This is a genomic window from Actinoplanes sp. NPDC023714, from assembly GCF_040639855.1.
Lineage (GTDB): Bacteria > Actinomycetota > Actinomycetes > Mycobacteriales > Micromonosporaceae > Actinoplanes.
Map to the genome: position 1 here is coordinate 205,509 of NZ_JBFAAR010000012.1, position 24,969 is coordinate 230,477.

Here is a 24,969-nt window from a genome sequence, read left to right on the forward strand (position 1 = left end):
CGCCTGCGAGGCGCCCCTCCCCGAGAGCGCTGAGTCGCGACCGGCGCCCAGGCGACCTGGCTAGACCTCCACTGCTGCGTGCTTCCGGAGGGATCACAGTTGCGGGACAGCGCCGGTTTCGCACCGGCTTCGCTGAGGCGCGGTCCTTGAAACGCTAACTCACCGGCAGCGCCCGATCGCCGTCGGTGGGTTCTCCAGTGCCTTTTAACGCGGTCGTGCTTTTTAGGAGCGCGTCTCGCTGGCCCGCTTGATCGCCGCTTCCTCGCTGGCGATCCCGTCCCGCTCCTGGCTGATCTTCTCGAGGCTGGTGGGCCGGTCGTTCAGGACGTCGGCGGCGGCGACCCGGTCTCCGGCCGCAGCGGCGTCCTCGTCGCCGGCGAGCGCCGAGCGCAGACGATCCTTCTCCGCGGTGCGCTTCGCGGCGATCGACCCGAGCTGCTCGGCCATCTCGTCACGCCACTTCCGCAGCAGCAGGAACGAGAGCGCCGCCGACGCGACGAACGCGACCATGGCTTTGACCAGGATGTTCAGAGGAACCGGCAGCAGCACGACGAAGGAACCCACGAACAGGCCGAGCCGGCCGAGCGTGTATTTGACGGCGGGACTCATCTCTTCTCTCCCTCAGCTCTCCTCAGCTCGACCGATGGTCGAGCCAGCGGAGGCCGTAGAACCAGACCAGGCAGTACACGACCGTACCGGTCGCCGCTCCGGCCACTCCGCTCACCAGGGCCGGCGCCACCCCCGAGACGAGACCGGCCACCGTCATCCCGAGCGCGACGCCGAAGCCGCCGGCCAGCGCGGCCACCACGACCCGGTGCGCGCCGAAGCCCTCGGCGCGGAACTCCTCGACGAAGAGCCAGACCGGCAGGATCAGGACGAGCCAGCCGTTCGACGAGCCGAACTCGCCGAGGCCGGTGAGCGCCATGATCGCCTCGAAGATCAGCAGGACGACCAGGCCGACCGCGAGCCCGGCGAACGCCGCGCCCAGCAGGTCGCTGACGGTCGCGAGCCGGCCGTCGGCGTCACGCCGGAGACCGCGCCTGCTCTGCTGCTGGGTCATCGGTCGCCTCCGCCCTCTGCTGTCACTGCTCTTCTCCGCCTTCTCGTGCTCAGACCCGCTGCGGTCTCAGGCCCAGACGCGCTGCGGCTCGCTGCGGCGCGCGGCGAAGGGGACGGCCGCCGCGTGCTCCTCGACGATCGCGTAGTCGGCGTCGCGCTCGATCGGCTGGAAACCGGCGTCCCAGATCAGATGGAGGAGATCGTCCTTCTCCTCGGGCGCGGAGCTGCCCAGATCGTCGGCGCCGAAGTTCAGCGACAGCTGCGCGACGGAACGGCCGATCGCGTCACCGCGGGCGCGCAGATGTGGCACGTCGTCGAGGAGGAGACGGAGGACGGCGAACACCTTCAGCGTCTCGGCCGGCATCACCGACTCGTGCGGCACCGGGACGACGACCGGCACGTCCTGCCGCTCGCGCAGGGCCAGCGCCTCGCCGATGAAGCCCAGCGGGTCGGCGGGGTCGCCGTAGGAGACGGTCTTCCCCTCGTCGCCGGAATCCCCGCCGACGCTGAACAGCACCCGCTCACCGTGCGACTCGAGCCGCCTGTGATGCGCGAGCCGCCCGAGCCAGGAGAGATCGTCCGACTCGTAGAGCGCCACGCCGTCCTCGCGGGTCAGCCGCTCACCGGCGTAGACCTTCGCCTCGAGCTCCTGCTTCCGCCCGGAGTCCATGGAGAGCCCCTTTCCGTCACCTCGAGTCGAGGGTACGTGCCGGGTCCGACAGAAGGCATCCGACGTGCGCGCCGGTTACCTGCGGCACCTGCCGTGATCTTGATATGCACGCAGAAGCCGAAATTTTCTCAGCGTGTTTTCATCTTCTTTCGATCGACACCGGTCCGCGGGCTGGGGTATGAACCTTAAGGAACGACTAGCGCGGACGGGGAGTTCATGTCCAAGGCATTGCGGTACGGATCGGCGATCCGGTCACGGTTCGCCCCGTCACGCCTGGGCCCGTTCGGACGTCTGCGCACCCTCGCCTACCCGGCCGCCGTCCTCGCCGCGATCGCCACGCTCTTCCAGCCGATCCCCGCGATGGCCGCGCCCACCACGCCGGCCGTTCCCGGCGTCCCCGGCGTCCCGGTCGCCGTGCCGGACACCGGCTCCCGCCCGACGCAGACCGGCTCGCTGGCCCTGCCCGGCACGCCGTCGACGGCCACCACGACGACCCCGGTCACCCCCGTCACCTCGATCACCGGCATCGCGACGAGCCCGGTCGTCCAGAAGATCGAGACGGGCCGCTCCGAGATCGCCACGCTCGGCGACCAGCTGATCCGGGTCGGCCAGGACCGCGACATCGTGAAGGCCCAGGTCACCACCGCGGCGCAGAAGGTCCTGGACGCGCAGGAGGCGCTGCGCAACGCCCAGTCCGCCGCGGTCGAGGCCGCCGACGCCGCGATGCGCGAGGCCGCCGCCCTGCCGCCCGGCGCCACCGGCTCCGGCCTGCTCGACCTCGAGTCCCTGGCCCGCCTCCAGCGCGGCGACGACACCGCCGACCAGGCCGCCGCCATCCGGCTCGAGGCCGCCGAGACCACCGCCCAGGTCGCGCTCGACGAGCAGACCACGTCGAACGCCCGGTTCGCCGAACTCGCCGAGGAGTGGACCAAGCTCAGCGGCCAGCTCAGCCAGAAGCAGAAGGCTCAGCAGAAGCTCGAGCAGGACAACGCCGCCGAGCTGAGCGCCGCCGAGACCACCCAGACCGCGGCCGACCAGGCGCTCGGCGACGAATACCTCACCGGCACGGAGGCCGGCCGCAGCGCCGACGCGCGAGCCGTCAAGGCGCTGGAATACGCCCTGGCCCAGCGCGGCGACCCGTACGTCTGGTCCGAGGAGGGCCCGGACCAGTTCGACTGCTCCGGCCTGATGTACGCGGCCTACCGCGGCGTCGGCTACCCGCTCGTCCGGGTGTCGCGCGACCAGTACTACCAAACCCGCGACCGCGCGGTCTCCCGCTACTCGCTCCTCCCCGGCGACCTGCTCTTCTTCAGCTCCTCCAACAGCTGGACGGGCATTCACCACGTCGCGATGTACGCGGGCGAGGGCATGATGGTGGAGGCACCGCGGACCGGTCTCAACGTCCGGCTCACGCCGGTGCGGTGGAGCCGCCTCTTCGCGGCCACCCGCGTCTTCGGCTCGATCGAGGGCGACACCGAGCTGCCCGACCTGGGCGCGCCCGACCCGGACGAGCCCGGGACCACGCCGCCGACCACGCCGACCTCGCCGGCCGCCCCGACGTCGCCGTCCGGCACCCCGACGAAGTCGGTGTCGCCCACGACGTCGCCGCCGAAGTCCCCGTCCAACTCGCCGTCGAAGCCGCCGGCCACCTCACCGTCGAAGCCCCCGGTGACCTCGCCGTCGACCTCGCCGTCCAAGCCCCCGGTGACCTCGCCGTCGACCTCGCCGTCCACGTCGCCGTCGAAGCCCCCGGTGACCTCGCCGTCGACCGCGCCCTCCACGTCCACGTCCCCGTCGAAGCCGCCGGAGCCGGACACCACCACGCCGCAGACGCAGCCGACCCCGGAGGAGACGACCTCGTCGCCGAGCCAGGTCGCGTCCAGCAACGCGGCGGGCACGAGCAGCGCGGTCAAGAGCAGCGCGGCGGGCACGAGCAGCGCCGCCGAGAGCAGTTCGTCGAGCGCGGACGCCGAGTCGGAATCGCCTTCGAAGTCCACTTCGTCCTCGGCCGATTAGTCCGGTCCGGGGCGATAATTTCCATCCGAAACGGCCACCCACCCATCGGACACCCGTAGTCCGGCGAGTGAGTCTGATGCCGGGTGTGTTCACACCGGCTGATGTGGCACGGTTAAGGTCAGCGCCCGACGTCCGAACCGTCGGCAGCGGTGGTCGGGAGGACCAATGGACGAGCAGCAGGCGACCCGGGACGGCGAGACCGGCAAGCCGTCCGCCGCGCGGCCGCCGGCCCCCGGCGCCGAAGCTTTCGAACCACCCCCGCCGCCCGCGCCAGGAGCCCTCTGGGCCCCGCCGACCACCCCACCCGAGAACGGCGCCGCTTCGAACGGCTCGTCCTCGTCCACCGCGCCTTCCAACGGCTCCGCGTCCGCGAGCAGTTCAGCGCCCGCGTCGAGCCCGCCCGCCAGTGGTTCCGCGTCGGTGTCGAGTCCGTCCGCCAGTGGTTCCGCGTCGGTGTCGAGTCCGCCTTTCAGCGGGTCGGCGCCGGTTTCGGGGATTCCCTCGTCGGGTGGTTCGGCGCGGCCGATCTCGGCGGTGCCTTCTGCGGGGGCGGCCCGGGCGTCCGTGCCCGGCGCCATCCGACCAGGCAGCGACCAGGTCATCTCGGCCGGCACGCCAGCCGTCTACGGCGCCACCAAGTCCGCCGGCGACGAAGACCCCGAGACGGGCAAGGCTCCCTCTGGAGAGTCCGGGCCGTCCGATGCCGCCGCGCCCGAGCCTGCGCAACCGTCGAAGCCTGAGCCGGTCGAGGCTGCCGAGCCGTCCGAGTCTGCCAAGGCTCCCGAGCCGTCCGAGTCTGCCAAGGCGGCCAAGCCGGAGCCGGAGCCCGCCAAGCCTGAACCCGAGCCGGTTGAGCCCGAGCCATCTGAGCCGGAGCCTTCGGAGCCCGAGCCCTCCGAGCCTGAGCCATCTGAGCCGGAGCCTTCGGAACCTGGGCCGGTTCCTGTGCGGCCTAAGCCTGTGGAGCCCAAGCCTGTCGAGCCGGAGCCGGAGCCCGGGCCTGTTCGGCCGGAGCCGGTCACTCCTCCGCCTGTTCCCTTCCCTGAGCCGCCGGGGCCGTTCCCGTCGCCTGAGCCGGAGCCTGCGCCTTCGCCGCTGCCGCCGGGACCCGGCCCGAGTCCGGTGCCGCCTGTGCCGACTCCGGTGCCGCCTGCTCCCACCCCGCCCGGCCCCGGTCCGACGCCGCCTGGTCCGACCCCACCTGGGCCGACCCCACCTGGGCCGAGCCCGGTTCCGCCCGGTCCTGGGCCCAGCCCCGTGCCACCGGGACCCGGTCCTGACCCTGTGCCTCCCGGGCCGGGGCCCAACCCCGTGCCTCCGGGACCTGGACCCAATCCGGTTCCTCCTGGCCCCGGGCCCAACCCCGTGCCGCCCGGGCCCGGGCCGATCCCGCCGATCGTGCCGCCTCCGCCGGTCATCGGGAACGGGCTGCCGTCGTACACGATGCCGCCTGCTGCCTCGTCGGCGGGACTGCCTCCCACGACCTATGGGAAGGGTGGCACCTACGGCACCCCGGCCGGCCGGAGTGGCACCCAGGGTGGACAGGGTTCGGTATCTTCCGGCTCGTCCACGCCCGGCGGACAGGCGCCTGCCACCTACGGCTCGAAGTCCCACCCGGGATTCCCGTCAGCACCGGAGAACATCGACATGACGCAGCCGGTTTCCAGCGACATGACCCAGCCGGTGCAGACCGGGATCGGGTACGGCAGTCAGCAGCCGACCACGCCGGTGCCGAACAGCGTGCCGCAGCAGCGGGCGGACGGGGCCGGCGGGACGGTGTACAGCACGGGCGGCTACCCGTCGATCGGGGACAGCTACTCGGCCAGCGACATGACGATGCCGGTCAGCATGGACGCGGTGGAGAACTCGGGGTCGCTGACCGGGCACATCCTCGCCCAGGGCTGGCACGACGCGCCCGTCGACCAGCGCCGGAGCAATTTCAAGGTGGTCATCGCGATGCTCGCCGTGCTCGGCCTGCTCGTGACGATCAGCCTGATCTTCGTGTTCACCGCGGGTGACGCCTTCACCGACATGATCAAGGGCATGTCGAACTGAGTGACGCGTCACGGCCGGGGTCGGCCGCCCGGGTGGTTTACCGGGCGGTTCGGCCGACTGAAAGAGGGCGACGGCCTGTGGACCACTGTCGGATGAACGGCAGTGACCGGTGGGAAACCTGCGATCAACGGGTTCCGTGACCTAAGCTGGCACGGTTGTGCTCCGGGTGAGCCTGCCCACTACCCGCCGGGAATGCGGTCGGTGGGACAAACGTTGACCCGTACACTAATGACAGATATTCACGCGGCGTGCCCACCCGGTGCGCGCCACGGGCGTTCTTGCGGGCATTTCAGCGAGCGGTTCTCGAGGACCGCGGCGGGCCATTCGCGAGCATGCGCCCCCGTAGAGAGGTTCTCTTGACCACTTTCGCTGATCCCAGCACGTTCCCGTCCGTACTCGAAACCCCCGCAGGCACCGAAGACACCACCGTGGCCGCCACCGAGGAGATCGCGGAGATCGCGGAGATCACCGCGGCCGAGGAGACCGAGACGGAGACCGAGACCGCTCCGGTCCGCAGCTTCTCCGACCTGGGCCTGCCCTCCGAGATCGTCCGCGTGCTGACCCGTGAGGGCATCACCGCGCCGTTCGAGATCCAGGCCGCCACCGTTCCGGACGCGCTCGCCGGCCGTGACGTGCTCGGCCGCGGCCAGACCGGCTCTGGCAAGACTCTCGCCTTCGGCCTGCCCGTGCTGGCCCGGACCGCGCAGAGCGGCAAGGCCCGCCCGCACCACCCGAAGGCCCTGATCCTGGTGCCGACCCGCGAGCTCGCGATGCAGGTCGCCGACTCGCTCATGCCGATCGGCCGCTCGGTCGGCGTGTTCCTGAAGACCGCGGTCGGCGGCGTTCCGTACGACCGCCAGATGGACGCGCTCCGCCGTGGCGTCGAGGTCATCGTCGCCACCCCGGGCCGGCTCGCCGACCTGATCGAGCGCGGCGCGTGCCGCCTCGACGACGTCGAGATCACCGTGCTGGACGAGGCCGACCAGATGGCCGACATGGGCTTCCTGCCCGAGGTCACCGAGCTGCTCTCGAAGACGCCGGCGACCGCGCAGCGGCTGCTCTTCTCGGCCACTCTGGACGGTGACGTCGACACGCTGGTCAAGCGGTTCATGAACGACCCGGTGACCCACTCGACCGCGCCCGCCGAGGCGAGCGTGTCCACGATGGAGCACCACCTGCTGCTGATCCCGCCGGCCGACAAGTTCCCGATCACCTCGTGGATCGCGAACCGGGACGGCAAGACCATCGTCTTCGCCCGCACCCAGATGGGCGTGGACCGGCTGGTCGAGCAGCTCGCGGCGGTCGGCGTGCGCGCCGGGGCGCTGCACGGCGGCAAGACCCAGCGGGTACGCACCCGCACGCTCGCCGAGTTCAAGGAAGGCCGGACGAACGTCCTGGTCGCCACGGACGTCGCGGCGCGTGGCATCCACGTCGACGGCATCTCGCTCGTCGTGCACGTGGACCCGCCGAAGGACCCGAAGGACTACCTGCACCGGGCCGGTCGCACCGCCCGGGCCGGCGAGTCCGGCGCGGTCGTGACGCTGGTTCTGCCGAAGCAGCGCCGCACCACCCAGGCGATGATGTCGAAGGCGGGCGTCACGCCGGGCGAGGTCCGGGTCCGCCTCGGCGACGAGAAGCTGGCCGAGATCACCGGCGCTCGCGAGCCGAGCGGTATCCCGGTCGTGGAGGAGCCGGAGCCCCGCCGCGAGCGTGGCGACCGTCCTCGCCGGTTCGGTGACCGCCCGCGGAGCGGTGGCTACGGCGACCGGCCGCAGCGCTCCTACGGCGACCGCAACGACCGTGACCGCAGCTTCGGCGACCGGCCGCGCCGCCCGTTCGGCGACCGGGACCGCAGCTTCGGCGGCGACCGGGACCGTGGCGGCTTCGGCGGGGACCGTCCGGCCGGCGAGCGCGGCCAGTACGGCGACCGGCCGCAGCGCAGCTTCGGCGACCGCGACCGCGGTGGCTTCGGCGGCGACCGTCCCGCCGGCGACCGTCCGCAGCGCTCCTACGGCGACCGGGACCGCGGCTTCGGCGGCGACCGCCCGGCCGGCGACCGTGGCGGGTTCGGCGACCGGCCGCAGCGCAGCTTCGGCGACCGCGACCGCGGTGGCTTCGGCGGCGAGCGTCCGGCCCGTACCGACCGGCACGGCGGGGACCGTCACTTCGGTGACCGTCCGGCCGGTCAGCGCCGCGACAGCGGCCGTGGGGACCGCCGCGAGGGCCCGTCGGGCCGCTTCGGCTCCTCCCGCCCGGCGCGCAGCTACTAGAACTGAGAAGAGCACCTGACAAGGCCCGGTACCGCGATACAGCGGTGCCGGGCCTTGCGTTTCCCCTTCCGCCGGATGCCCGCGCTATGGCCTCGACCCGGCACGAAGCCCGCGTCGTGGCCACTCCAGCTTCTTCGTAGCGCCGTACAAATCAAAAAGGAAAGCGGGTACCTTACGCACATGCCGCTGCCGACCGCGCTGTTCTGGGAGCGCCTCGACCTGCCCGGCGCCGAGCACGTCCTGCTGGCGGACCGCACCGGCCTCTACGCGCACGGGACCGCCCTGGCCGCCGGTCCGGTGCCCTACGCGTGCCATTACGAGCTGCAGACCGGCCCTGACTGGGTCACGACCCGGTTCGACGTGCGGGCCGAAGGCGCCGGCTGGGCCCGCGGCGTGCGCCTCGAGCTCGCGGCCGGGCGCTGGCGGATCACCGCCTCCGAGCAGGGCGACCTGGACAAGGCCCTGGTGGCCGCCGGACACGCCCGCGCGGGGCTGCCGGGCAGCGAGGATCCCGATCTGCTCTACGGCGCCTTCGACGTGGATCTGGGCGGCTCGCCGCTCACCAACACACTGCCGGTGCGACGGCTCGGCCTGCTGGACGCGGAGGTCGGCGTGGCGCACCGGATCAGCGTCGCGTGGGTGCTGGTGCCGAGCCTCGAGGTGGTGCAGGCGGATCAGATCTACACGCCGCTCGGCGACAACCGGGTGAGCTTCGCCAACGAGACCTTCAGCGCTGATATGCGCATCGACGACCAGGGATTCGTGGTGGACTACCCCGGTCTTGCGAGACAACCGTAGCTCAGCCCAGACCCGGCTGCGGGCGGTTCTCCCACTTCGTCGACAGCGCGATCGCGGTCCTGGTCGAGGCGACGCCCGGCGTGCGGTTGATCCGGACGATCAGCTGCTCCAGCTCGGCGATCGTGCCGACCCGCACGGTCAGCTGGTAGGACTCGACCCCGGCCATGAAGTAGCAGCTCTCCACCTCGGGCATGGCCCGCACCGCGGCGAGCACGTCGTCGGTGTCGGCGCCGGAGTCCTCGATGATGCCGATCAGCGCGGTGACGCCGAGCCCGATCGCCTCGTGGTCGATGTCGGCGCGATAGCCGCGGATGGTGCCGGCCGTCTCGAGCTTGCCCACCCGCTCGTGGACCGCCGGTGCGGAGAGCCCGACCTTGCGAGCGAGTTCGGCGTACGACGAGCGAGCGTTCTCTCGTAGCAGGTCGATCAGCCGGAGGTCGATGGAGTCCATACCCGAAACCCTAATCGGGTGGCGCTTCCCCCTTCACGCCCGGTAGCGGCGAATGGGCGGCAGGATAATGACCGTTGTCGCAATCGGGGCTTTTTCCGCATTTCACGGACTTGGTTCGGGGGCGGTGCTCTAATGGCTTTACGTCCCGATCGAGCAAGCCGACACTCTCCGTGACCAACCGGCCGCTCCAGAACACACACGAGGAGGGGGTTGTGGACACTGGAGATCGTCTGCTGACGCCGGGCGAGGTGGCCGCGCTGTTCCGCGTCGACCCCAAGACCGTTACGCGCTGGGCAGCAGCCGGGCGCATCGGCAGCATCCGTACTCCCGGTGGACACCGCCGATTCCGCGAGTCCGAAGTCAGGGCGCTGCTGGAAGGCGACGGCGTAATCGAGGAAATGCGCGAGGACGACGCCGCCAACAAGCCGCGTAACAACGGCCCGGCCAACCCGGGAGCGGGCTACGGCCCGCCGAACGGGTTGCGCTAGGCGCGTCCCTCGCCCAACTCGCCGGTCCATCTGCGGAAAAGCGTGTGCGGTACGCCCAGAGCGTCCAGCACCTTTCCGGCCACGAAGTCGATCAATTGCTGTGCGGTGGCGCCTGCCCCGGATCCATAGAAGCCAGGGCTCGCCGGCAGGACCACCGCACCGGCGTCGTGGAGTGCGATGAGGTGTTCCAGGTGACTCCGGGTGACCGGTGTCTCCCTGGGTACGACCACGGTGCGTCGCCGTTCCTTGAGGTTGACCTCAGCAGCGCGCTGCAACAAGTCCTTCGACAGCCCGATGGCGATCCCGGCGCACGCCGCCGTGCTCGCTGGAACCACCGCCATGCCGCGGACCGGGTACGAGCCACTACTCGGTCCCGCGGCGAGGTCACCGGCCGGCCAATAGGACAGATCGCCGAGGTCGCGGCCCAGCCAGGCCGCGACGTCGTCCTTCCAGTGCGCGTCCCGGACCGTCGCGCCGGTCTCGTCCAGCAGGGTGAGCCGGGCCGCCCGGGAGATCACGAGATCGACGGCCTCGCCGGCGTCCAGCAGTCCGGTGATCACCGCCTTCGCGTACGGGGTGCCGGAGGCGCCGGAGACGCCGACGAGCCATGGTTCGCGCATGCCTACCAGTGTGCCGCGACTCTGGTTGATCTCGGGAACGCCTCGTCGACGGCCTTCCACGCGGCGGGGTCCTCGGGATCGGCCACGGTCACCGACTCGAAGACTCTGCGCACCTCGGCCAGGTCGATGCCCTGCCCGGAGACGACCAGGGAATACTTGCCGCCCGCCACCAGGACCAGGCAGACCGGGCCCTCCTCCAGACAGGCCGGCTTCGCCTTCGCCTCGGTGCCGGGGTTCTTCGGCTCCACGCTGATGGAGACGATGTTCTTCACCACGCCCGGCGGGTAGCTCCGGTCGGGGAGGTTCATGATCTCGGCCGCCTTCTTCGCCGGCACGAACCGCACGGCGAAGTCGTTCGCCATGATCATCCGGTAGTCGGGCGGCAGGTAGGACGCGCTCAGCGCGGTCCGCAGCGGCACGCCGCCGCCCATCCGGAATCCGTTCGCCACCCGGCGCAGCTCGGCCCGGGACATCCCGATCGACGCGCTCACCTCGACCGTGCTGCCGTCCTCGACGGTCCAGAGCAGGCGCTTCTCGCCGTTGTCCTCGCGGACCAGGTAGTAGGCCTGGTGCCCGCCCACCGGATCCGCAGCGGTCTTCTCGGCCTCCTCCGGGAAGCCGGGCTCGACCCCCGGCGGATAGACCCGGACCGCGCCGACGCTGTCGGCGACGCCGGGCTCGCGGATCGACGCGGCCGTCCAGCCGAACGACATCGCCACCGGGTCCTCGACCCGGAAGCCGTCGACGTCGTAGCCGCGGAAAGTCGGGGTGAAGGCGAAGTATTCCGGCTTTTCGGCAACCGAGGGCGAGGTGGCGGGAAGGACCGGCGGCTGCGCCGACTGCCGGGTGAGGATCTGCGGCACCCCGATCGCGGCGGCCACCGCCGCCACGGCCGCGATCGCCCACCCGGCATTCCGGCGGCGGTGCCGGCGCTTGCCGGCCCGCACGAGCTGGTCGACGTCGAGACGCATCGGCGGCGCGTCCGCCCTGGCCTCCTCGAGCAGGTCAGAAAGTCGCATAGGGGGCCTCCATGATCTGACGCAGCGTCGCGAGACCGCGGGCGGTGTAGACCTTCACGGTTCCCTGCGGGCAGCCCAGCGCCGCGGCGGTCTGCTCCACGCTGAGGCCTTCGAGGAAGCGCAGCACCAGCACGGCACGCTGGCGCGCCGGCAGCTGCCGCAGCGCCGCCCGGGTCTGCAGGCGGTCGTGCACGGCCTGCGTCTCGTCGGGCGCCGAGCGCTCGGGGATCACCGAGGCCGCGCGTTCCCGCCGCCACCACGGGCGGCGGGTCTCGTCGATCGCGGCCCGGACCACGGCGGTACGCGCGTACGCGTCGTGGTTGTCGACGCGGTTCCACTTCACGTACAGCTTCGCCATCGCCGACGCCACCGCGTCCTCGGCCGCCTGCCAGTCACCGCAGGTGAGGTACGCCAGCCCCCGCAGCGGCTCCATCCGGGCGGCGACGAACTCCCGGAACTCGGCCTCTCTATCGCTCACGCGGATAAGACGGCGACCGGCCTCGATCCGGTTACAGCAGGATCAGATCGAGGAGCGCGAAGAGGAACAGAGCGATCGCGATGAAGCCGTTCGCCGTGAAGAACGCCCGGTTGACCTTGGAGAGGTCGTTCGGCGTCACGACGACGTGCTGGTAGACCAGGCCCGCGCCGGTGATCAGCAACCCGATCCACCAGAGCCAGCCGAGCCCGGCCATCTGGCCGAACCAGACGAAGAACCCGAAGGCCACCACGTGCGTCAAGGTCGAGATCAAGAGCGCCTTGGGTACGCCGAAGCGCGCCGGCGTGGAGTGCACGCCGATCCGGCGGTCCACCTCGACGTCCTGACAGGCGTAGATGATGTCGAACCCGCCGATCCAGAGGCCGACCGCGACCCCGAGCACCCAGGCCGGCCCCGAGCCGTCGAAGGTGCCGGTGATCGCCAGCCAGGCGCCGACCGGGGCGACCGCCTGGGCCAGCGCCAGGACGTAGTGCGGGAAGTTCGTGAACCGCTTCGCGTACGGGTAGACCACCAGCGGGATCACGGCGAGCGGCGAGAGTATCAGGCAGAGCGGGTTGAGCAGGCCGGCCGCGACGATCAGCACGACCAGCGAGACCAGCGCGCCGGTCCAGGCCGTGCGCAGGCTCACCGCGCCGGTGACCAGCTCACGGTTCTGCGTACGAGGGTTCAGCGCGTCGATCCTGCGGTCCAGGATGCGGTTGGCCGCCATCGCGAACGTGCGGCCGGAGACCATCGCGATCGTGACGAGCACCAGGTCACCCCAGTGCCGTCCGGTCCCGTCCCGGTCGATGGCGACCAGCGCCGACAGGTAGGCGAACGGCAGCGCGAAGATCGAGTGCTCGATCATGACGAGCCGCAGGAAGGCCTTGACCTTCCCGGGGTGCTCCTCGACGGCTGTCATATCCCGTATTCCTTCCAGCGCTTGTCCACGAGCGAGACCACCTCCGGCGACATGACCATCTCCTCCGGCCAGCCCCGGGTGTATCCCTCGGCGGGAAGCTTGCGGGTCGCGTCGACGCCCGCCTTCCCACCCCAGAACTGCTGGTAGGACGCGTGGTCCAGGTGGTCCACCGGTCCCTCGGTGAGCAGCAGGTCGCGGGAGTAGTCGACGTTGCCGAACGCCCGGAAGGCGACCTCCTGATAGTCGTGCACGTCGCAGTCCTCGTCCACCACCACGATCAGCTTGGTGAGCGACATGAGGTGGGCGCCCCAGACCGCGTTCATCACCTTCTGGGCGTGCTTCGGGTACCGCTTGCGGATCGACACGAGCAGGCAGTTGTGGAAGACGCCGGCGGCCGGCATGTCGTAGTCGACGATGTCCGGGATCAGGATCTTCAGGAGCGGCTGGAAGATCCGCTCGGTGGCCTTGCCGAGGCCGTGGTCCTCCTGCGGCGGCTTCGAGGTGACGATCGAGTGGTAGATCGGCTTCTTGCGCATCGTCATGGTCTCGACGTGCAGCACCGGGAACGGCTCGACCGGGGTGTAGAAGCCGGTGTGGTCGCCGAACGGGCCCTCCGGCAGCCGCTCGCCGGGTTCGAGGTAACCCTCGAGCACGATCTGCGCCGAGGCCGGCACCTGCAGCGGCACGGTCAGGCAGTCGACCATCTCGATGCGCTCGCCCTTGAGGAAGCCGGCGAACAGGTACTCGTCGATGTCGCCGGGCAGCGGCGCGCTCGCCGAGTAGGTCACCACCGGGTCGCATCCGATCGCGATGGCGACCGGGAGGCGCTGGCCGAGCCGCTCGGCGACCGCGTGGTGCGCAGTCGAGTCCTTGTGGATCTGCCAGTGCATGCCGAGCGTGTTCCTGGAGTGCTGCTGGAGCCGGTAGAGGCCGAGGTTGCGCTTGCCGGTCTCCGGGTGCTTCGTGTGGGTCAGCCCGAAGTTGTGGAAGATCCCGCCGTCGCCGGGCCAGACCTGGAGGCCGGGCAGCAGGTTCAGGTCGACCTCGTCGCCCTTGAGTACCACCTCCTGGCAGGCGGCGCCCTTCACCTTCTTCGGCGGGACCGACTTGAGCTGGAGCACCTTGCCGATGCCCTCGCGGATCCCGGACCAGCCGACCGGCAGCTCCGGCTTGGCCAGCGCGCCGATCCGCTCGCCGATCTCGTCGAGCCGGTCGACGCCGAGAGCCATCGCCATCCGCTTCTCGGTGCCGAACAGGTTGATCACAAGGGGCATCTCGCCCCGGGTCGGCCGTTCGAACAGAAGTGCCGGACCACCGGCCCTGACCGTTCGGGTCACGACCTCGCTGATCTCCAGCGTCGGGTCCACCGGAACCTTGATCCTGCGCAGCTCACCCTCCTTCTCGAGGGCGGCGATGAAGCTCTGCAGATCGGCATAGGGGAATCCACGCGGCGCCATGCCACTCAGTCTGGCACCGGATCACTGCGAGGTGCCTGGCAGGTCCCGTCACTAGTGATCGGGCACTCCCGTTGACCGGAACGTGAAGCTTCTCCTCGCCCTCGTCCTGGCCGCCCCCGTCAACACCCCGGGCGGCTATCACCACCTGGGCGCCGGTACCAGCGGCGAGTGGAGCGGCGTCTCCGGCCGGATCTCGGTGGTCGACGTCGCGGTGCGGCCGCACACCTACGACTTCGTGGCCAGCCGGTTCATGGCGAAGCGGGACATGGGCGGCGGCCGGATCTCGTGGCTCGAGGTCGGCTGGGCGGAGACCGGCTGGTCCAGCCCGGGCCGGCAGCAGGTCTACACGTTCAACACCAACACGAACGCCTGGCAGTTCTACCCGCAGTACCCGATCAAGGCGGGCGACAAGGTCTGGGTCGACCTGAAGACCGACGCGGACGGCGTCTGGCAGGCCTGGCTGTTCCACGGCGGCAGATGGAACCTGCTGACCCGGGAGAAGCTGCCGGTCGGCCGGACCGCGAACATCGAGCAGTACGTCGAGGTGCACGCCGACGCGAAGCAGCCGGTGGTCCGGATGGACGTGCCCCGGGTGACCGTCGACAACGTGCAGCTCAAGCCGGCCGACGGCGGGCCGGCGCGCTACTGGCGGGAGGACGTCGGGACCCTCACGGGAACCGCCCCGGGGCAACAGATGCGCCGGGGCGGTTTCTGCCTGGACTGGGTCAACAAGTACGACACCTGGACCGCCGGGGACTGCTGAGGATCAACCCGCGTTCGCGTACGAGTGCAGGCCCTCGAAGAACAGGTTCACGCCGAACAGGTTCATCAGCATCGTCACGAAGCCGAGCAGCGCGATCCAGGTGGCGACGGTCCGCTTCACGCTGGGCGTGGCCCGCGCGTGCAGGTACGCCGCGTAGACGATCCAGGAGATGAACGCCCAGACCTCCTTGGGGTCCCAGCCCCAGTACCGTCCCCAGGACGCCTCGGCCCACAGCGGACCGGCGATGAGCGCGCCGAACGTGAAGAGCGGGAAGGCGAACGCGTGCAGCCGGAAGGTGAGCCGCTCCAGCGCGCCCGCGTCCGGGACCCGCTTGCCCAGCGTGTACGGGAAGCTGCGCCTGCCCTCGTCGTACCCGTTCTTGATCAGGAACATCGCGGCGGGCACCGCGCCGAACAGGAAGATGCCGGACGACACGATGATCGTCGACACGTGCACGATGAACCAGTACGAGTTCAGCGCCGGCACCAGCGGGCCGACCGGCGTGTAGGCGACCAGGCTGGCCGCGCCGAGCAGCACCACGAGGGTGAGCGAGACGAAGAGGCCGAGGTGGCGCAGGGCCGGCTTGCGGAGCAGCACGGCCACCCACGCCGCCGAGCCGACCAGGCCCGCCGAGAGGATGTACTCGTACATGTTGCCCCACGGCATCCGCTCGGCGGCGAGCCCACGGGTGGCCGTCGTGGCGAGGTGCAGCACCAGGGCGAGGACGTTGAGGCCCACCGCGATCCGGCCGGCCCACTCGCCGCGGCCGACCGCGGGCGCCTCGGCGGCCAGCTTGACGACCGGCTCGACCGGCGCGCCCGCGCCCACCAGCTCACGCGTCGCGGCCCGGCCGATCCGGCTGCGCTTGCCGAACGCGTACTCACCGGCGTAGCAGATCATCGCGGCCAGGTAGGCCAGCACGGTGAAGGCCATCAGCTGATTCGACAGCTCCGCCATCAGGGCGTCCCTTCCTTCAGACTTCGGGTGAGCGCCGCGAACTCGTCGGCGAACCCGGGATAGTCGGTGCGAGGCAGCCCACCGGCTTCGATCACGCTACTCCCCGCTCCGGACCCGGATGCCGGTGCCACCCGGAACCAGACGCGGCGCCGGTGCACCGAGAGCGAGAGCATCAGGCCGATCAGGCCGAGCACCGTGGCGATCAGCAGCATGAACTGCGTCGGGTCGTAGCGGATCGAGAGCGTCGCGAACTGGCGGACCCCGACGAACTCCAGCGTGGTGCCGTCGTCGAGGGTCAGCTTCTCGCCCTGCTTGAGCACGTAGGGCCGCTCGCCGCCGAGCTTCTTCAGCTCACCGCTGTCGATCTGGTCCCGGTCCAGCGCGTAGACCGAGCCGGGGATGCCGACGTCGAGCCCCAGGTCGCCGCGGTAGGCGGTCAGGTAGAGCACCGGGTTGCGCAGGTCCGGGTATTCCGAGCGGGCGCTGCCGTCGGTGCTGCCGGTCGGCAGGAAGACGCCCTCGAAGCCCATCTGCAGCTTCTCGTCGCGGCTGTTCGTCTTCGGATCGATGTTGACGTCCGGGAACTGCGCGACGCCCTCGCTGGTCAGCATGCCGTCGACCGGCAGGAACGGGACGACCTTGGTCTGCGCGACGCCGTAGCGGTCGGTGTACTTCAGCTCCGGCGCGTAGCCCTGGCCGAGCAGGTGCACGCTGGCGTTCTCGAGCCGCAGCGGGTCGTTGACGGTGAACGACCGGCTCTCCGCCGGGCCGCCGTCCTCGGTCACTGAGACCGTCGCGTTGTAGGACTTGGGCTGGCCGGTGGTCTGGTAGGTGGCGTCGAAATCGGTCAGCTGCAGGCAGAAGTTCGGCAGGTCGCTCGGGTCCACCCGCGGGCCCAGCGCCGAGTCGTCGTACTGCGTGAGCGCGTTGCAGAACCCCTGGTCGGCGCCGGTGACGAGCAGCCGGTTGCCGTGCCACCCGTACCAATGACCGAAACCGACACCCACGAGCACGCACAGCATCGCGATGTGGAAAAGGAGGTTGCCGGTCTCCTTGAGGTACCCCTTCTCCGCGGAGACGGCCCAGGCGCCGTCCGGGAGTTCACGCACCCGCGTCCGGAACCACCTGCGGCGCAGGGTCCGTGCGACAGCCGCGGCCTGATCGGCCGGCGCCTGCGGCACCTCGATCTGGGCGGCATGCTGCGGCAGGCGGTCCATCCGCTTCGGAAGATCCGGGGGTACGTTGCGCAGCGCCCGAATGTGATCACGCAGGCGGGGCAGGACGCACCCGATCAGCGAGGTGAAGAGGAGCAGGTAGATCGCGGCGAACCAGGGCGACGAGTAGACGTCGAACGCGAAGAACCGGTCCAGCTGGGGCGCGAGCTTCGGGTGGGCGGTGAAGTACTCGGTGACGTTCTCCCGGTTCACCGAGCGCTGCGGGAAGATCGAGCCGGGCACCGCCGCCACGGCCAGCAGGAAGAGCAGGACCAGCGCCGTACGCATGCTGGTGAGCTGGCGCCAGGAGTTGCGCAGCAGGGCCAGCACCGGGTTGACCCGCCGCGGCGGCGGGGCGTCCGCGGTTGCCGGCCGGTCCTCGACAACGGTCACAGGTACAGCTCCCCGCCGAAGTTGAGGGTCGTCATCAGCCAGGCGAGGAAGTAGTTCCACTGCCCGGTGATCAGCGCGACACCGATGACGATCAGCAGCGCGCCGCCGATCCGGGTCACCCAGCGGCTGTTCCGGCGGATCGCCTGGAAGACGCCGAGCAGCCGGCGGAAGAAGAGCCCGAAGAGGATGAACGGGATGCCCAGACCGAGGCTGAAGGCGAGCGCCAGGATCACCGCCCGGTCGGTGCTGCCGCTGCTCGCCGCGAGCGCGGTGATCGCGCCGAGGGTCGGGCCGACGCACGGGATCCAGGAGACTGCGAAGATCGCGCCGAAGACCGGGGCGCCGAGCAGGCCCGCGTTCGGCAGCTTCTTGAACCGCGCCTCACGCTGGAATCCCGGGATCCAGCCGAGGTAGCCGAGACCGAGGATGATCACCAGCACGCCGAGTACGACGTTGAGCGTGTCGCGGTGCGTCAGCAGGGTGTAGCCGATGTTCGCGACGAACGTCATGAGCAGGGTGAAGACCACCGCGAAGCCGAGCACGAAGAGGCTGCTGCCGAGCAGGACCCGGCCCTTCAACGCCAGCGTCCTCGATTTCGTCGCGACGGGCTTGTTCGTCCCGATGGCCGCTTCGAGATCACTGCCCGCCAGCCCGGTCACATAGGAGAGATAGCCGGGGACCAGCGGCAGCACGCACGGCGAGAGGATGCTGACCAGGCCGGCGATGAGGGCGGCGCCGATCGCGAGCAGCAGGGGCCCGTTCAGCGCGGTGCTCTGGAAGGCGTCGCCCATCAGGGGTTCTCCTCCGCCGCCACCCGTTCCACCAAGGGCTGGAGCTCACCGGCCGTCGTCGCGCGCCGGATCGCGACCGCGATCCGGCCCTGCCGGTCCAGGATCAGCGTGCCCGGCGTGCTCGCCTGGGTCGGGTCGAACTTGATCGCCATCTCGGCGGCCGGGTCGAAGAGGCTCGGGTAGGTGACCCGGCCCCGCTCGAAGTTGATCGCCGAGTCCCGGTCGTCGCGGTTGTTGACCCCGATGAAGGAGACGTTCTTGTCCTTCGTCGCCTGGTAGGTCTTCTCCAGGTCGTCGGCCTCGGCCCGGCACGGCGCGCACCAGGAGCCCCAGAAGTTGACCACGACGACCTTGCCGAGGTCGGTGGCGAGGTCGTACCTGCCGCCGTCGAGCAGGTCACCGGAGACCGGCGCGACCTTGGGACGGTTCTCCGGGACGCACTCGATCACCTGATCGGCGGTGGTCGCGCAGTTCTTCGCCCAGTTCCTGTCCTCGCCGCCACAGCCGGCCAGGAGCCCGGCAGCGGCGACCGTTGCGACGACGACAGCCCCGAGGCGGCGCATGGTCACGCCCCCTTGGCGGTCTTGGCAGTCGCGGAGAGGGCCACCAGGTGGGCGGCCGGCTCCGAGTAGTCGATGCCGACCACCTTGGACCCCTCGAACCGGAACGAGGTGAGGCTGGCCAGGCCGCACTCCCGCTTGCGCGGGTCGTGCCAGAGCCGCTTGCCCTCGACGTACCGGCGGAGGGTCCAGATCGGAAGCTGGTGCGAGACGCAGACCGCCTCGTGCCCCTCGGCCGCGACCCGGGCCGCCTGCACCGCCGCGAACATCCGCTGCGCGATCACCAGGTAGGCCTCGCCCCAGGACGGGGTGATCGGGTCGCGCAGCACCCACCAGTGCCGCGGGTTGCTGAACGCGCCGTCGCCGACCGAGACCTTCTTGCCCTCGAAGTAGTTGGCGCTCTCGATCAGCCGGACGTCGGTCGCCGTCTCCAGCTTGAACTCGGCCGAGATGGGCGCCGCGGTCTCCTGGGCGCGCTCCAGCGGGCTGGCGACCACGTGGGTCACGTCCCGGCCGGAGAGCGCCTGGGCGGCCGCCTTGGCCATCTGGTGGCCGAGCTCCGACAGGTGGAAGTCGGGCAGACGGCCGTACAGGATCCTGGTCGGGTTGAAGACCTCGCCGTGCCGGAAGACGTGGACGGTGGTCTTGGTCGGCTCGCTCACTTAATTCGCGCTCCCCGCCGCTGCTCGCGCTGCATGTGGCAGCGCCGAGGCGATCTGCTCCAGCGCCGCGTCGTCGATCGCGGTCGACACGAACCACGACTCGAAGGCGCTCGGCGGCAGGTAGACGCCCCGGGACAACATGGTGTGGAAGAAGGCCTTGAACGCCGCGGCGTCCTGGGTCTTCGCGGCGTCGTAGTCGGCGACGTCCGCATCGGTGAAGAAGATCGAGAACATGTTGCCGGCGGTCGACAGCCGGTGCGGCACGCCCGCGGCGGCGAGCGCCTCCGAGGCGAGCGAGCCGACCGTGCCGGCCAGCTCGTCGAGACGCTTGTAGGTGGCGTCGTCGGCGAGCCGCAGCGAGGCGAGGCCGGCCGCGCAGGCGAGAGGGTTACCGGAGAGGGTGCCGGCCTGGTAGACCGGGCCCGCCGGGGCCAGCCGCGACATGATCTCGCGACGGCCGCCGAACGCCGCGGCCGGCAGCCCGCCGCCCATCACCTTGCCGAACGTGAACAGGTCGGCGTCGGCCGGGTGCAGGCCGTTCCAGCCGCCCGCGGAGACCCGGAAACCGGTCATCACCTCGTCGATGATCAGCAGCGCGCCGTGCCGGTGGGCGATCTCGGCGAGCTTGCCGTTGAAGTCGTCCCGGGGCGCGACCACGCCCATGTTGCCGGGCGCGGCCTCCGTGATGATCGCCGCGATCTCGGCGCCGTCCGCCGCGAAGGCCGCCTCGACCGCGGCGACGTCGTTGTACGGCAGGACGATCGTCTCGGACGCGGCCGCGCCGGTGACACCCGGCGAGTCGGGCAGGCCCAGCGTCGCGACGCCGGAGCCGGCCGCGGCGAGCAGCGCGTCCACGTGGCCGTGATAGCAGCCGGCGAACTTCACGATCTTGGAGCGGCCGGTGTAGCCCCGGGCCAGCCGGATCGCGGTCATGGTCGCCTCGGTGCCGGAGTTGACCAGGCGCACCTCGTCGACGGCGGTCCGCCGGACGATCTCCTCGGCCAGGTCGACCTCGCCGGACGTCGGGGTGCCGAAGCTCGTGCCCAGCGCGGCGGCCCGCTGCACCGCCTCGACGATCTCCGGGTGGGCGTGGCCGTGGATCAGCGGACCCCACGAGCAGACGAGGTCGACGTAGCGCCGCCCGTCCGCGTCGGTCATCCACGGACCGCTGCCCGAGACCATGAATCGGGGCGTGCCGCCGACCGCTCGGAACGCACGCACAGGTGAATTGACCCCGCCGGGCACGATTGCCTGGGCGCGGTCGAACAGGGCCTGGGAGACCGGGGCGTCCTCCGGGTACGGAAGATCCGCGGTGGGATATGTCGTGGTCACAGCGGTTCCCATTCTGTCAGCGGCCTACGGCGAGTATCTCGAGAGGGTTGTTCACGTCACCGGACGATGCCCGGATACGCCCGGTCTGCCCGCGCCGGACGGGCCGATCCGCCCCGGAGAGGATAGGCTGACCTGCGTGGAGCGACCCGAGCTGTCCATCGCGGTTCAGCGCGCACCCGACGAGGTGGTGATACAGCTCGCCGGGGAGATCGACGTGCTCACGGTCACCGAGCTGTCCACGATCGTCAACGATCTGCTGGGCGCCGAGCCGCTGTCGCGCATCGTGCTGGACATGGCCGGCGTGACCTTCTGCGACTCGCAGGGCCTGGGCACGCTCGTGGTGCTGAGCCGCAAGGCACAGCACGCCCAGACCGTGCTGGCCCTCGCCAACGTGGGCGACTTCCTGATGCGGGTGCTGGACATCACCGGCCTGCGCAGCGCACTGATGATCAGCAGCACGGCCTGAACCCGACATACCGCGATGGTGTCACATCGCGGTTGGGCGGTTCCTGAGAGAACGCGGTCGGCTGTGGAGCGCCTCATCCGCTTTCGCTTCACAGCGCGGGTCAGGAGCCTCCCTCAGCGCGCCACCCCAAGACGTCCCCTCAGCGCGATCTTGTGAACTCCCACAGCAACGCCCCTGCGCAGCCTCACAAGATCGGGCAAGGCAGGGCCCGCGCGCCAAGCGCCAAGCTCGATCTTGTGAACCCCCACAGCAACGACCCCGCGCAACCTCACAAGATCGGGCAAGGCGGGGCCCGCGCGGCCGGGGGCAAGCGCGATCTTGTGGAATCTCGCGGCAACGGGCCAGCAGAGAGTCACAAGATCGGGCGTCGGGAGAGGGCTCAGGAGAAGGCGCCGGAGACGGTGACTGTTGCGCCGCTTTCGGTGACGGCCGTCGCGGCGTACACATCATCGCCCGCATCCCGGCCGCCCTCGGCGTAGGTGTAGCGCGCGTGGAAGGCGTAGGTCCCGGGGTCGGCGGTGTCGCCGGAGGAGAGCACGAACCGGTAGACGATCGCGTCCGGTTCCTCGGTGACCGTGGTGGTCACGCTCGCGCCGGGCACCTGCCGGCTGCCGCCGCGGGAGACCAGTTCCGGGGTACGCGCCACCCGGATCGTCACGTCGAGGGCGGTGAGCCGCTCGGTGGTCTTGATCGTCACGACGCCGGTGCCCTGCGCGCCGGAGGCGTCGACCGAGCCGTCGGACCAGAGCGGCCCGCTCGCCGTGGTGTCCTCGGGGGTGTCCGCCGGGGCCGCGCCGGCGGCGGGCGGCGGGGATGAGGGGGATGCCGGCGCGGAGCGGGGACTCCGCGCCGGCGAAGGGGACGTGCTGGTGGCGGTGCTGGTGCGAGCGGGGGGCGACGACGCTCGGGAGGGGGACGGTTCCCCGGAGGGGGACGGGCTCGCCGGGACGCTCACCGACGGCGCCGGCGGTGCCGGCGGGATGGGCGGGGGCGTGCCGTCCCCGGCCAGCGCCCACTGCGCGAATCCGCCGCCCCCGAGGACGGCGGCCACCGCGACGGCCGCGCCGCTGATCCGCAGCCGCGGCGTCACCTTGCGGTGCCGGGCGAACTGGTTGCGCATCGCGGTCTGGGTGATCCGGTCGAGCATCGCCTCACGGTCCGGCCGGTGCCGTACCGACTCGGCGCGCAGTGCCGCGCGCAGGTCGTCCTCGATGAGCCTCATGGCGCCGCCCTCCAACCGTGGAACTGATCGCCGAAAGCGGCGGACGGTGGCCGCCGGACCCGGGTGTCCGGCGGCCACCGGAACGTCACTTGTAGGTGACGTCCGACTCGGAGTACTTGCAGGTCACGCCGTCCGGCCCAGTGCCGATCTCGGTGGGCTCCTTGCCGGTGCTGTTGCCGGTGAACCGGACGCAGATGTCCAGGTCCTTGTCACCGACGACGGTCACCTTGGACAGCGTGGCGGTGTCGCCGTAGTTCGCATTTACGCCGACCAGGCTCTTCGCCGGGGCGGTCGCGATCACGTTCTGCACCACGACGGCGCGCTTGTGCTGGGTGGAGCAGTTGCCGCAGGAGCGGTAGAGCTTGCCGAAGTCGGCGACCTGGAAGTTCTTGATGGTCAGCGTGCCGCCGCCGTTGTGCTGGAAGACCTTGTCGTCCGCCGACCGGGCGCCGCCGCCGTCGACGGTGTAGGTCGCCGAGGTGCCGCCCTTGAAGGTGGCCGCGTCCTCGCCGACGTTCTCCCACCACACGTTGATCAGCGTGCAGGAGCCGGAGCAGTGGACGCCGTCCGCGGCCGGGGCGCCGAGGATGACGTTCTTCAGCACGGCGCCGTCGGCCAGCTTGAAGAGCGGGTCCTGGCCCTCGTCCTGCGAGTCGTCGCCGAGCGCGCCGCTGCCGTAGTAGCGGACGTTGCCGCCGTCGAGCGTCCCGGACACGGCGATCGTCGAGGTCACGGCCTTGGTGCCGGTGGCGGCCGGCCAGGCGGCGGTCGGGCTGGTGCCGGTCCCGGAGGTGGTCGTCGCGGTCGGCGTGGCCGTGGCGGTCTTGGAAGCGGACGGCGAGGCGGAAGCGGTCTTGGAAGCGCTGGGCGAAGAAGAAGCGCTGGGCGAAGAAGCGCTGGGCGAAGAAGAAGCGCTGCGGGAAGAAGAAGCGCTGGGAGAAGAGGAAGCGCCGCGGGAAGAAGAGGCGGACGGCGAGGCGCCCACCGGGTTGACCGCCACGTCGTCGAAGGACGCCGACGCGTAGCTGGTGACCAGGCCGATCCGGCCGGTGCCGGCGAGCGCCCCGGTCCCGGAGGCGACCTTCGCGCCGTCCACGTACCCGGTCACGGTGCTGCCCGAAGCGTCGATGCGCAGGGTGTGCCAGGAGGTGAGGTTGCCGACCGCCACCGAGCCGAGCACGCTGACGGCACTGCCCTTGACCGCCTGGAGCTCGGCCCTGCCGGCCGAGGTGAGGGCCAGCCGGTACATGGTGGAGGCGCTCGAAGCGCGGGCCGCGATGCCGGCCAGGCCGCTGCCGAGGCGGACCGGCTTGACCTTCGCCTGCACCGAGTAGTCGGTCCAGGAGGTCTCGCCGGCGAAGACGCGGGCCAGCTCGCTGTCGGCCTTGGACTGCTGGTAGACCTTCGAGCCGTCGCTCGCGACGGCCCAGGTGCCACCCGACTTCGACCAGCCGCTCACGCCGCTCTCGAAGTCGTCGGAGAAGAGGGTGGCGGCCGAGGCCGACGGGACCAGGACGGCGACCAGTGCGGTCACCGCACCGGCCGCACCGGCAGCGCCGAGGCCCGTGACCAGCCGGCGGCGCCGGCGGCGGTCCGAGGCAGTGGGAGGCATTGCGGGCCGCATGTTGCTCCTACTCAAGGGGTCGTCTCGCATGATCAAGCGATCACGCCCCGGTAGTGGCGCGGCTGCCCGCTGAGGTTGTTCGGCGTGACCCAGGTCACACCTCCTGCCTCAGCTCCCCCAGCGGGCCTTCTCCAGCAGGTCGAGCGCCTCGGCGGCGGCGTCCTCGCCGCCGGCCCGCAGCACCCGCGCCGCCTCGTCCATCGTCTCGGTCAGCCGCTGCCACTGCGCCTCACGCTCGCGGGACGCCTCGGCCTGCGCCTTGAGCTGCTGGTTCTTCATCCAGAGCTCGACGAAGATGGAAACCTTGGCGCGCAGCACCCACGGGTCGAACGGCTTCGTGAGGTAGTCCACCGCGCCGACCGCGTAACCCCGCAGCGCGAGTTGCGCGTCGCGGTCGGCCGCGGTCAGGAACAGGATGGGTACGTGCCGGGTCCGCTCCCGCCGCTTGATGTGGCTGGCCGTCTCGAACCCGTCCATGTTGGGCATGTGCGCGTCCAGCAGGATCACCGCGAAATCGTCGGTGAGCAGTTGTTTGAGGGCAGCCTCTCCGCTCTCCACGGCGACCGCGGTCACCGGCAGGCCTTGCAGGATCGCCTCCAAGGCCAGCAGGTTGTCCCGCCGGTCGTCGACCAGCAGCGCTTTGGCGCGCTCACCCACGCGTATTCACCTCACCACAGGTAGTAGA

At 70.8% G+C, this 24,969-nt stretch carries 25 protein-coding genes, 2 pseudogenes and 1 riboswitch; of the genes and pseudogenes, 7 read left to right on the forward strand and 20 right to left on the reverse strand.

Annotated features, from left to right (window positions below):
• Window positions 1-45 precede the first annotated feature (45 nt).
• Window positions 46-177: riboswitch (cobalamin riboswitch) on the reverse strand.
• Window positions 178-222: 45 nt separating this feature from the next.
• The 4 genes and pseudogenes from AB0G10_RS37740 to AB0G10_RS37755 form a co-directional block, all read right to left on the reverse strand.
• Entirely contained in the window at window positions 223-609 is a 387-nt protein-coding gene (locus AB0G10_RS37740) for a DUF4229 domain-containing protein (protein WP_360933299.1), read from the reverse strand.
• A gap of 22 nt (window positions 610-631) precedes the next feature.
• Window positions 632-1,060, reverse strand: coding sequence for a hypothetical protein (locus tag AB0G10_RS37745; protein ID WP_360933302.1), 429 nt, complete (start codon window positions 1,058-1,060; stop codon window positions 632-634).
• 66 nt (window positions 1,061-1,126) lie between these two features.
• Window positions 1,127-1,420, reverse strand: a pseudogene (locus AB0G10_RS37750) (aminofutalosine synthase MqnE); the annotation flags it as partial.
• Window positions 1,421-1,561: 141 nt separating this feature from the next.
• Window positions 1,562-1,729, reverse strand: a pseudogene (locus tag AB0G10_RS37755) (aminofutalosine synthase MqnE); the annotation flags it as partial.
• Between the two features lie 216 nt (window positions 1,730-1,945).
• On the opposite strand from AB0G10_RS37755, the gene AB0G10_RS37760 reads away from it, so the two are divergent.
• Window positions 1,946-3,745, forward strand: coding sequence for an NlpC/P60 family protein (locus tag AB0G10_RS37760; protein WP_360933305.1), 1,800 nt, complete (start codon window positions 1,946-1,948; stop codon window positions 3,743-3,745).
• Between the two features lie 89 nt (window positions 3,746-3,834).
• Here the strand turns inward: AB0G10_RS37760 and AB0G10_RS37765 are convergent, their stop codons facing one another.
• Window positions 3,835-4,359, reverse strand: coding sequence for a hypothetical protein (locus AB0G10_RS37765; protein ID WP_360933308.1), 525 nt, complete (start codon window positions 4,357-4,359; stop codon window positions 3,835-3,837).
• A gap of 1,033 nt (window positions 4,360-5,392) precedes the next feature.
• Between AB0G10_RS37765 and AB0G10_RS37770 the strand changes: the two genes are divergently transcribed.
• From AB0G10_RS37770 to AB0G10_RS37780, 3 genes are all read left to right on the forward strand, one after another.
• Window positions 5,393-5,800, forward strand: coding sequence for a hypothetical protein (locus AB0G10_RS37770; protein ID WP_360933311.1), 408 nt, complete (start codon window positions 5,393-5,395; stop codon window positions 5,798-5,800).
• Between the two features lie 356 nt (window positions 5,801-6,156).
• Window positions 6,157-8,070: a DEAD/DEAH box helicase gene (locus tag AB0G10_RS37775; RefSeq protein ID WP_360933314.1), complete on the forward strand. Its 1,914-nt coding sequence runs from the start codon at window positions 6,157-6,159 to the stop codon at window positions 8,068-8,070.
• Between the two features lie 180 nt (window positions 8,071-8,250).
• Window positions 8,251-8,868, forward strand: coding sequence for a putative glycolipid-binding domain-containing protein (locus AB0G10_RS37780; RefSeq protein WP_360933317.1), 618 nt, complete (start codon window positions 8,251-8,253; stop codon window positions 8,866-8,868).
• A 1-nt stretch (window position 8,869) separates the two neighbouring features.
• Here the strand turns inward: AB0G10_RS37780 and AB0G10_RS37785 are convergent, their stop codons facing one another.
• On the reverse strand, window positions 8,870-9,319 hold the full coding sequence (locus tag AB0G10_RS37785) for an Lrp/AsnC family transcriptional regulator (RefSeq protein WP_106329284.1): 450 nt from the start codon (window positions 9,317-9,319) through the stop codon (window positions 8,870-8,872).
• A 212-nt stretch (window positions 9,320-9,531) separates the two neighbouring features.
• Between AB0G10_RS37785 and AB0G10_RS37790 the strand changes: the two genes are divergently transcribed.
• Complete coding sequence (locus AB0G10_RS37790) at window positions 9,532-9,807, forward strand: BldC family transcriptional regulator (protein WP_127544861.1); 276 nt, start codon at window positions 9,532-9,534, stop codon at window positions 9,805-9,807.
• Here AB0G10_RS37790 and AB0G10_RS37795 read toward each other — a convergent pair.
• The 5 genes from AB0G10_RS37795 to AB0G10_RS37815 are packed head-to-tail and all read right to left on the reverse strand — an operon-like array spanning window position 9,804 to window position 14,300.
• The gene (locus tag AB0G10_RS37795; protein WP_360933322.1) at window positions 9,804-10,427 is read right to left on the reverse strand and encodes a UbiX family flavin prenyltransferase; all 624 of its coding nucleotides are present in this window, start codon (window positions 10,425-10,427) and stop codon (window positions 9,804-9,806) included. The two genes, AB0G10_RS37790 and AB0G10_RS37795, sit on opposite strands and share 4 nt — an antisense overlap.
• Before the next feature lie 2 nt (window positions 10,428-10,429).
• Window positions 10,430-11,446 (reverse strand): hypothetical protein, encoded by a 1,017-nt coding sequence (locus AB0G10_RS37800; RefSeq protein ID WP_360933325.1) that lies wholly within the window; start codon window positions 11,444-11,446, stop codon window positions 10,430-10,432.
• Window positions 11,433-11,924: a SigE family RNA polymerase sigma factor gene (locus AB0G10_RS37805; protein ID WP_360933328.1), complete on the reverse strand. Its 492-nt coding sequence runs from the start codon at window positions 11,922-11,924 to the stop codon at window positions 11,433-11,435. Before AB0G10_RS37805 ends, AB0G10_RS37800 begins: the two co-directional genes overlap by 14 nt.
• A 31-nt stretch (window positions 11,925-11,955) precedes the next feature.
• Entirely contained in the window at window positions 11,956-12,843 is an 888-nt protein-coding gene (gene mqnP / locus AB0G10_RS37810; RefSeq protein ID WP_360933331.1) for a menaquinone biosynthesis prenyltransferase MqnP, read from the reverse strand.
• Window positions 12,840-14,300, reverse strand: a complete 1,461-nt coding sequence (locus AB0G10_RS37815; RefSeq protein WP_360933334.1) for a menaquinone biosynthesis decarboxylase — start codon at window positions 14,298-14,300, stop codon at window positions 12,840-12,842. The genes mqnP and AB0G10_RS37815 overlap by 4 nt, the downstream gene beginning before the upstream one ends.
• 82 nt (window positions 14,301-14,382) lie before the next feature.
• On the opposite strand from AB0G10_RS37815, the gene AB0G10_RS37820 reads away from it, so the two are divergent.
• Window positions 14,383-15,063: a hypothetical protein gene (locus AB0G10_RS37820; protein WP_360933337.1), complete on the forward strand. Its 681-nt coding sequence runs from the start codon at window positions 14,383-14,385 to the stop codon at window positions 15,061-15,063.
• 3 nt (window positions 15,064-15,066) lie between these two features.
• Here AB0G10_RS37820 and ccsB read toward each other — a convergent pair whose 3' ends face one another.
• From ccsB to hemL, 6 genes are read right to left on the reverse strand one after another with little or no spacing between them, the layout of a single operon-like run.
• Window positions 15,067-16,020 (reverse strand): c-type cytochrome biogenesis protein CcsB, encoded by a 954-nt coding sequence (gene ccsB / locus AB0G10_RS37825; RefSeq protein WP_360933340.1) that lies wholly within the window; start codon window positions 16,018-16,020, stop codon window positions 15,067-15,069.
• Window positions 16,020-17,627 carry a cytochrome c biogenesis protein ResB gene (locus AB0G10_RS37830; protein WP_360933343.1) on the reverse strand — a complete coding sequence of 536 codons (1,608 nt, stop codon included), beginning with the start codon at window positions 17,625-17,627 and terminating at the stop codon, window positions 16,020-16,022. The genes ccsB and AB0G10_RS37830 overlap by 1 nt, the downstream gene beginning before the upstream one ends.
• Window positions 17,624-18,418, reverse strand: a complete 795-nt coding sequence (locus tag AB0G10_RS37835) for a cytochrome c biogenesis protein CcdA (RefSeq protein WP_360933346.1) — start codon at window positions 18,416-18,418, stop codon at window positions 17,624-17,626. Before AB0G10_RS37835 ends, AB0G10_RS37830 begins: the two co-directional genes overlap by 4 nt.
• On the reverse strand, window positions 18,418-18,981 hold the full coding sequence (locus tag AB0G10_RS37840; RefSeq protein ID WP_360933483.1) for a TlpA disulfide reductase family protein: 564 nt from the start codon (window positions 18,979-18,981) through the stop codon (window positions 18,418-18,420). Before AB0G10_RS37840 ends, AB0G10_RS37835 begins: the two co-directional genes overlap by 1 nt.
• A gap of 2 nt (window positions 18,982-18,983) precedes the next feature.
• Window positions 18,984-19,640: a histidine phosphatase family protein gene (locus tag AB0G10_RS37845; RefSeq protein ID WP_360933349.1), complete on the reverse strand. Its 657-nt coding sequence runs from the start codon at window positions 19,638-19,640 to the stop codon at window positions 18,984-18,986.
• Window positions 19,641-20,984, reverse strand: a complete 1,344-nt coding sequence (gene hemL, locus AB0G10_RS37850) for a glutamate-1-semialdehyde 2,1-aminomutase (RefSeq protein ID WP_360933352.1) — start codon at window positions 20,982-20,984, stop codon at window positions 19,641-19,643.
• A 124-nt stretch (window positions 20,985-21,108) separates the two neighbouring features.
• On the opposite strand from hemL, the gene AB0G10_RS37855 reads away from it, so the two are divergent.
• Entirely contained in the window at window positions 21,109-21,438 is a 330-nt protein-coding gene (locus tag AB0G10_RS37855) for an STAS domain-containing protein (RefSeq protein ID WP_127544826.1), read from the forward strand.
• 379 nt (window positions 21,439-21,817) lie between these two features.
• On the opposite strand, the gene AB0G10_RS37860 is transcribed toward AB0G10_RS37855, so the two are convergent.
• The 3 genes from AB0G10_RS37860 to AB0G10_RS37870 all read right to left on the reverse strand — a co-directional run bounded on the left by AB0G10_RS37860 (window position 21,818) and on the right by AB0G10_RS37870 (window position 24,941).
• Window positions 21,818-22,660: a hypothetical protein gene (locus AB0G10_RS37860; protein ID WP_360933356.1), complete on the reverse strand. Its 843-nt coding sequence runs from the start codon at window positions 22,658-22,660 to the stop codon at window positions 21,818-21,820.
• A gap of 85 nt (window positions 22,661-22,745) precedes the next feature.
• The gene (locus AB0G10_RS37865) at window positions 22,746-24,272 is read right to left on the reverse strand and encodes a pectate lyase (protein WP_360933359.1); all 1,527 of its coding nucleotides are present in this window, start codon (window positions 24,270-24,272) and stop codon (window positions 22,746-22,748) included.
• 120 nt (window positions 24,273-24,392) lie between these two features.
• Window positions 24,393-24,941, reverse strand: a complete 549-nt coding sequence (locus AB0G10_RS37870; protein ID WP_360933362.1) for a response regulator — start codon at window positions 24,939-24,941, stop codon at window positions 24,393-24,395.
• Window positions 24,942-24,969 lie beyond the last annotated feature (28 nt).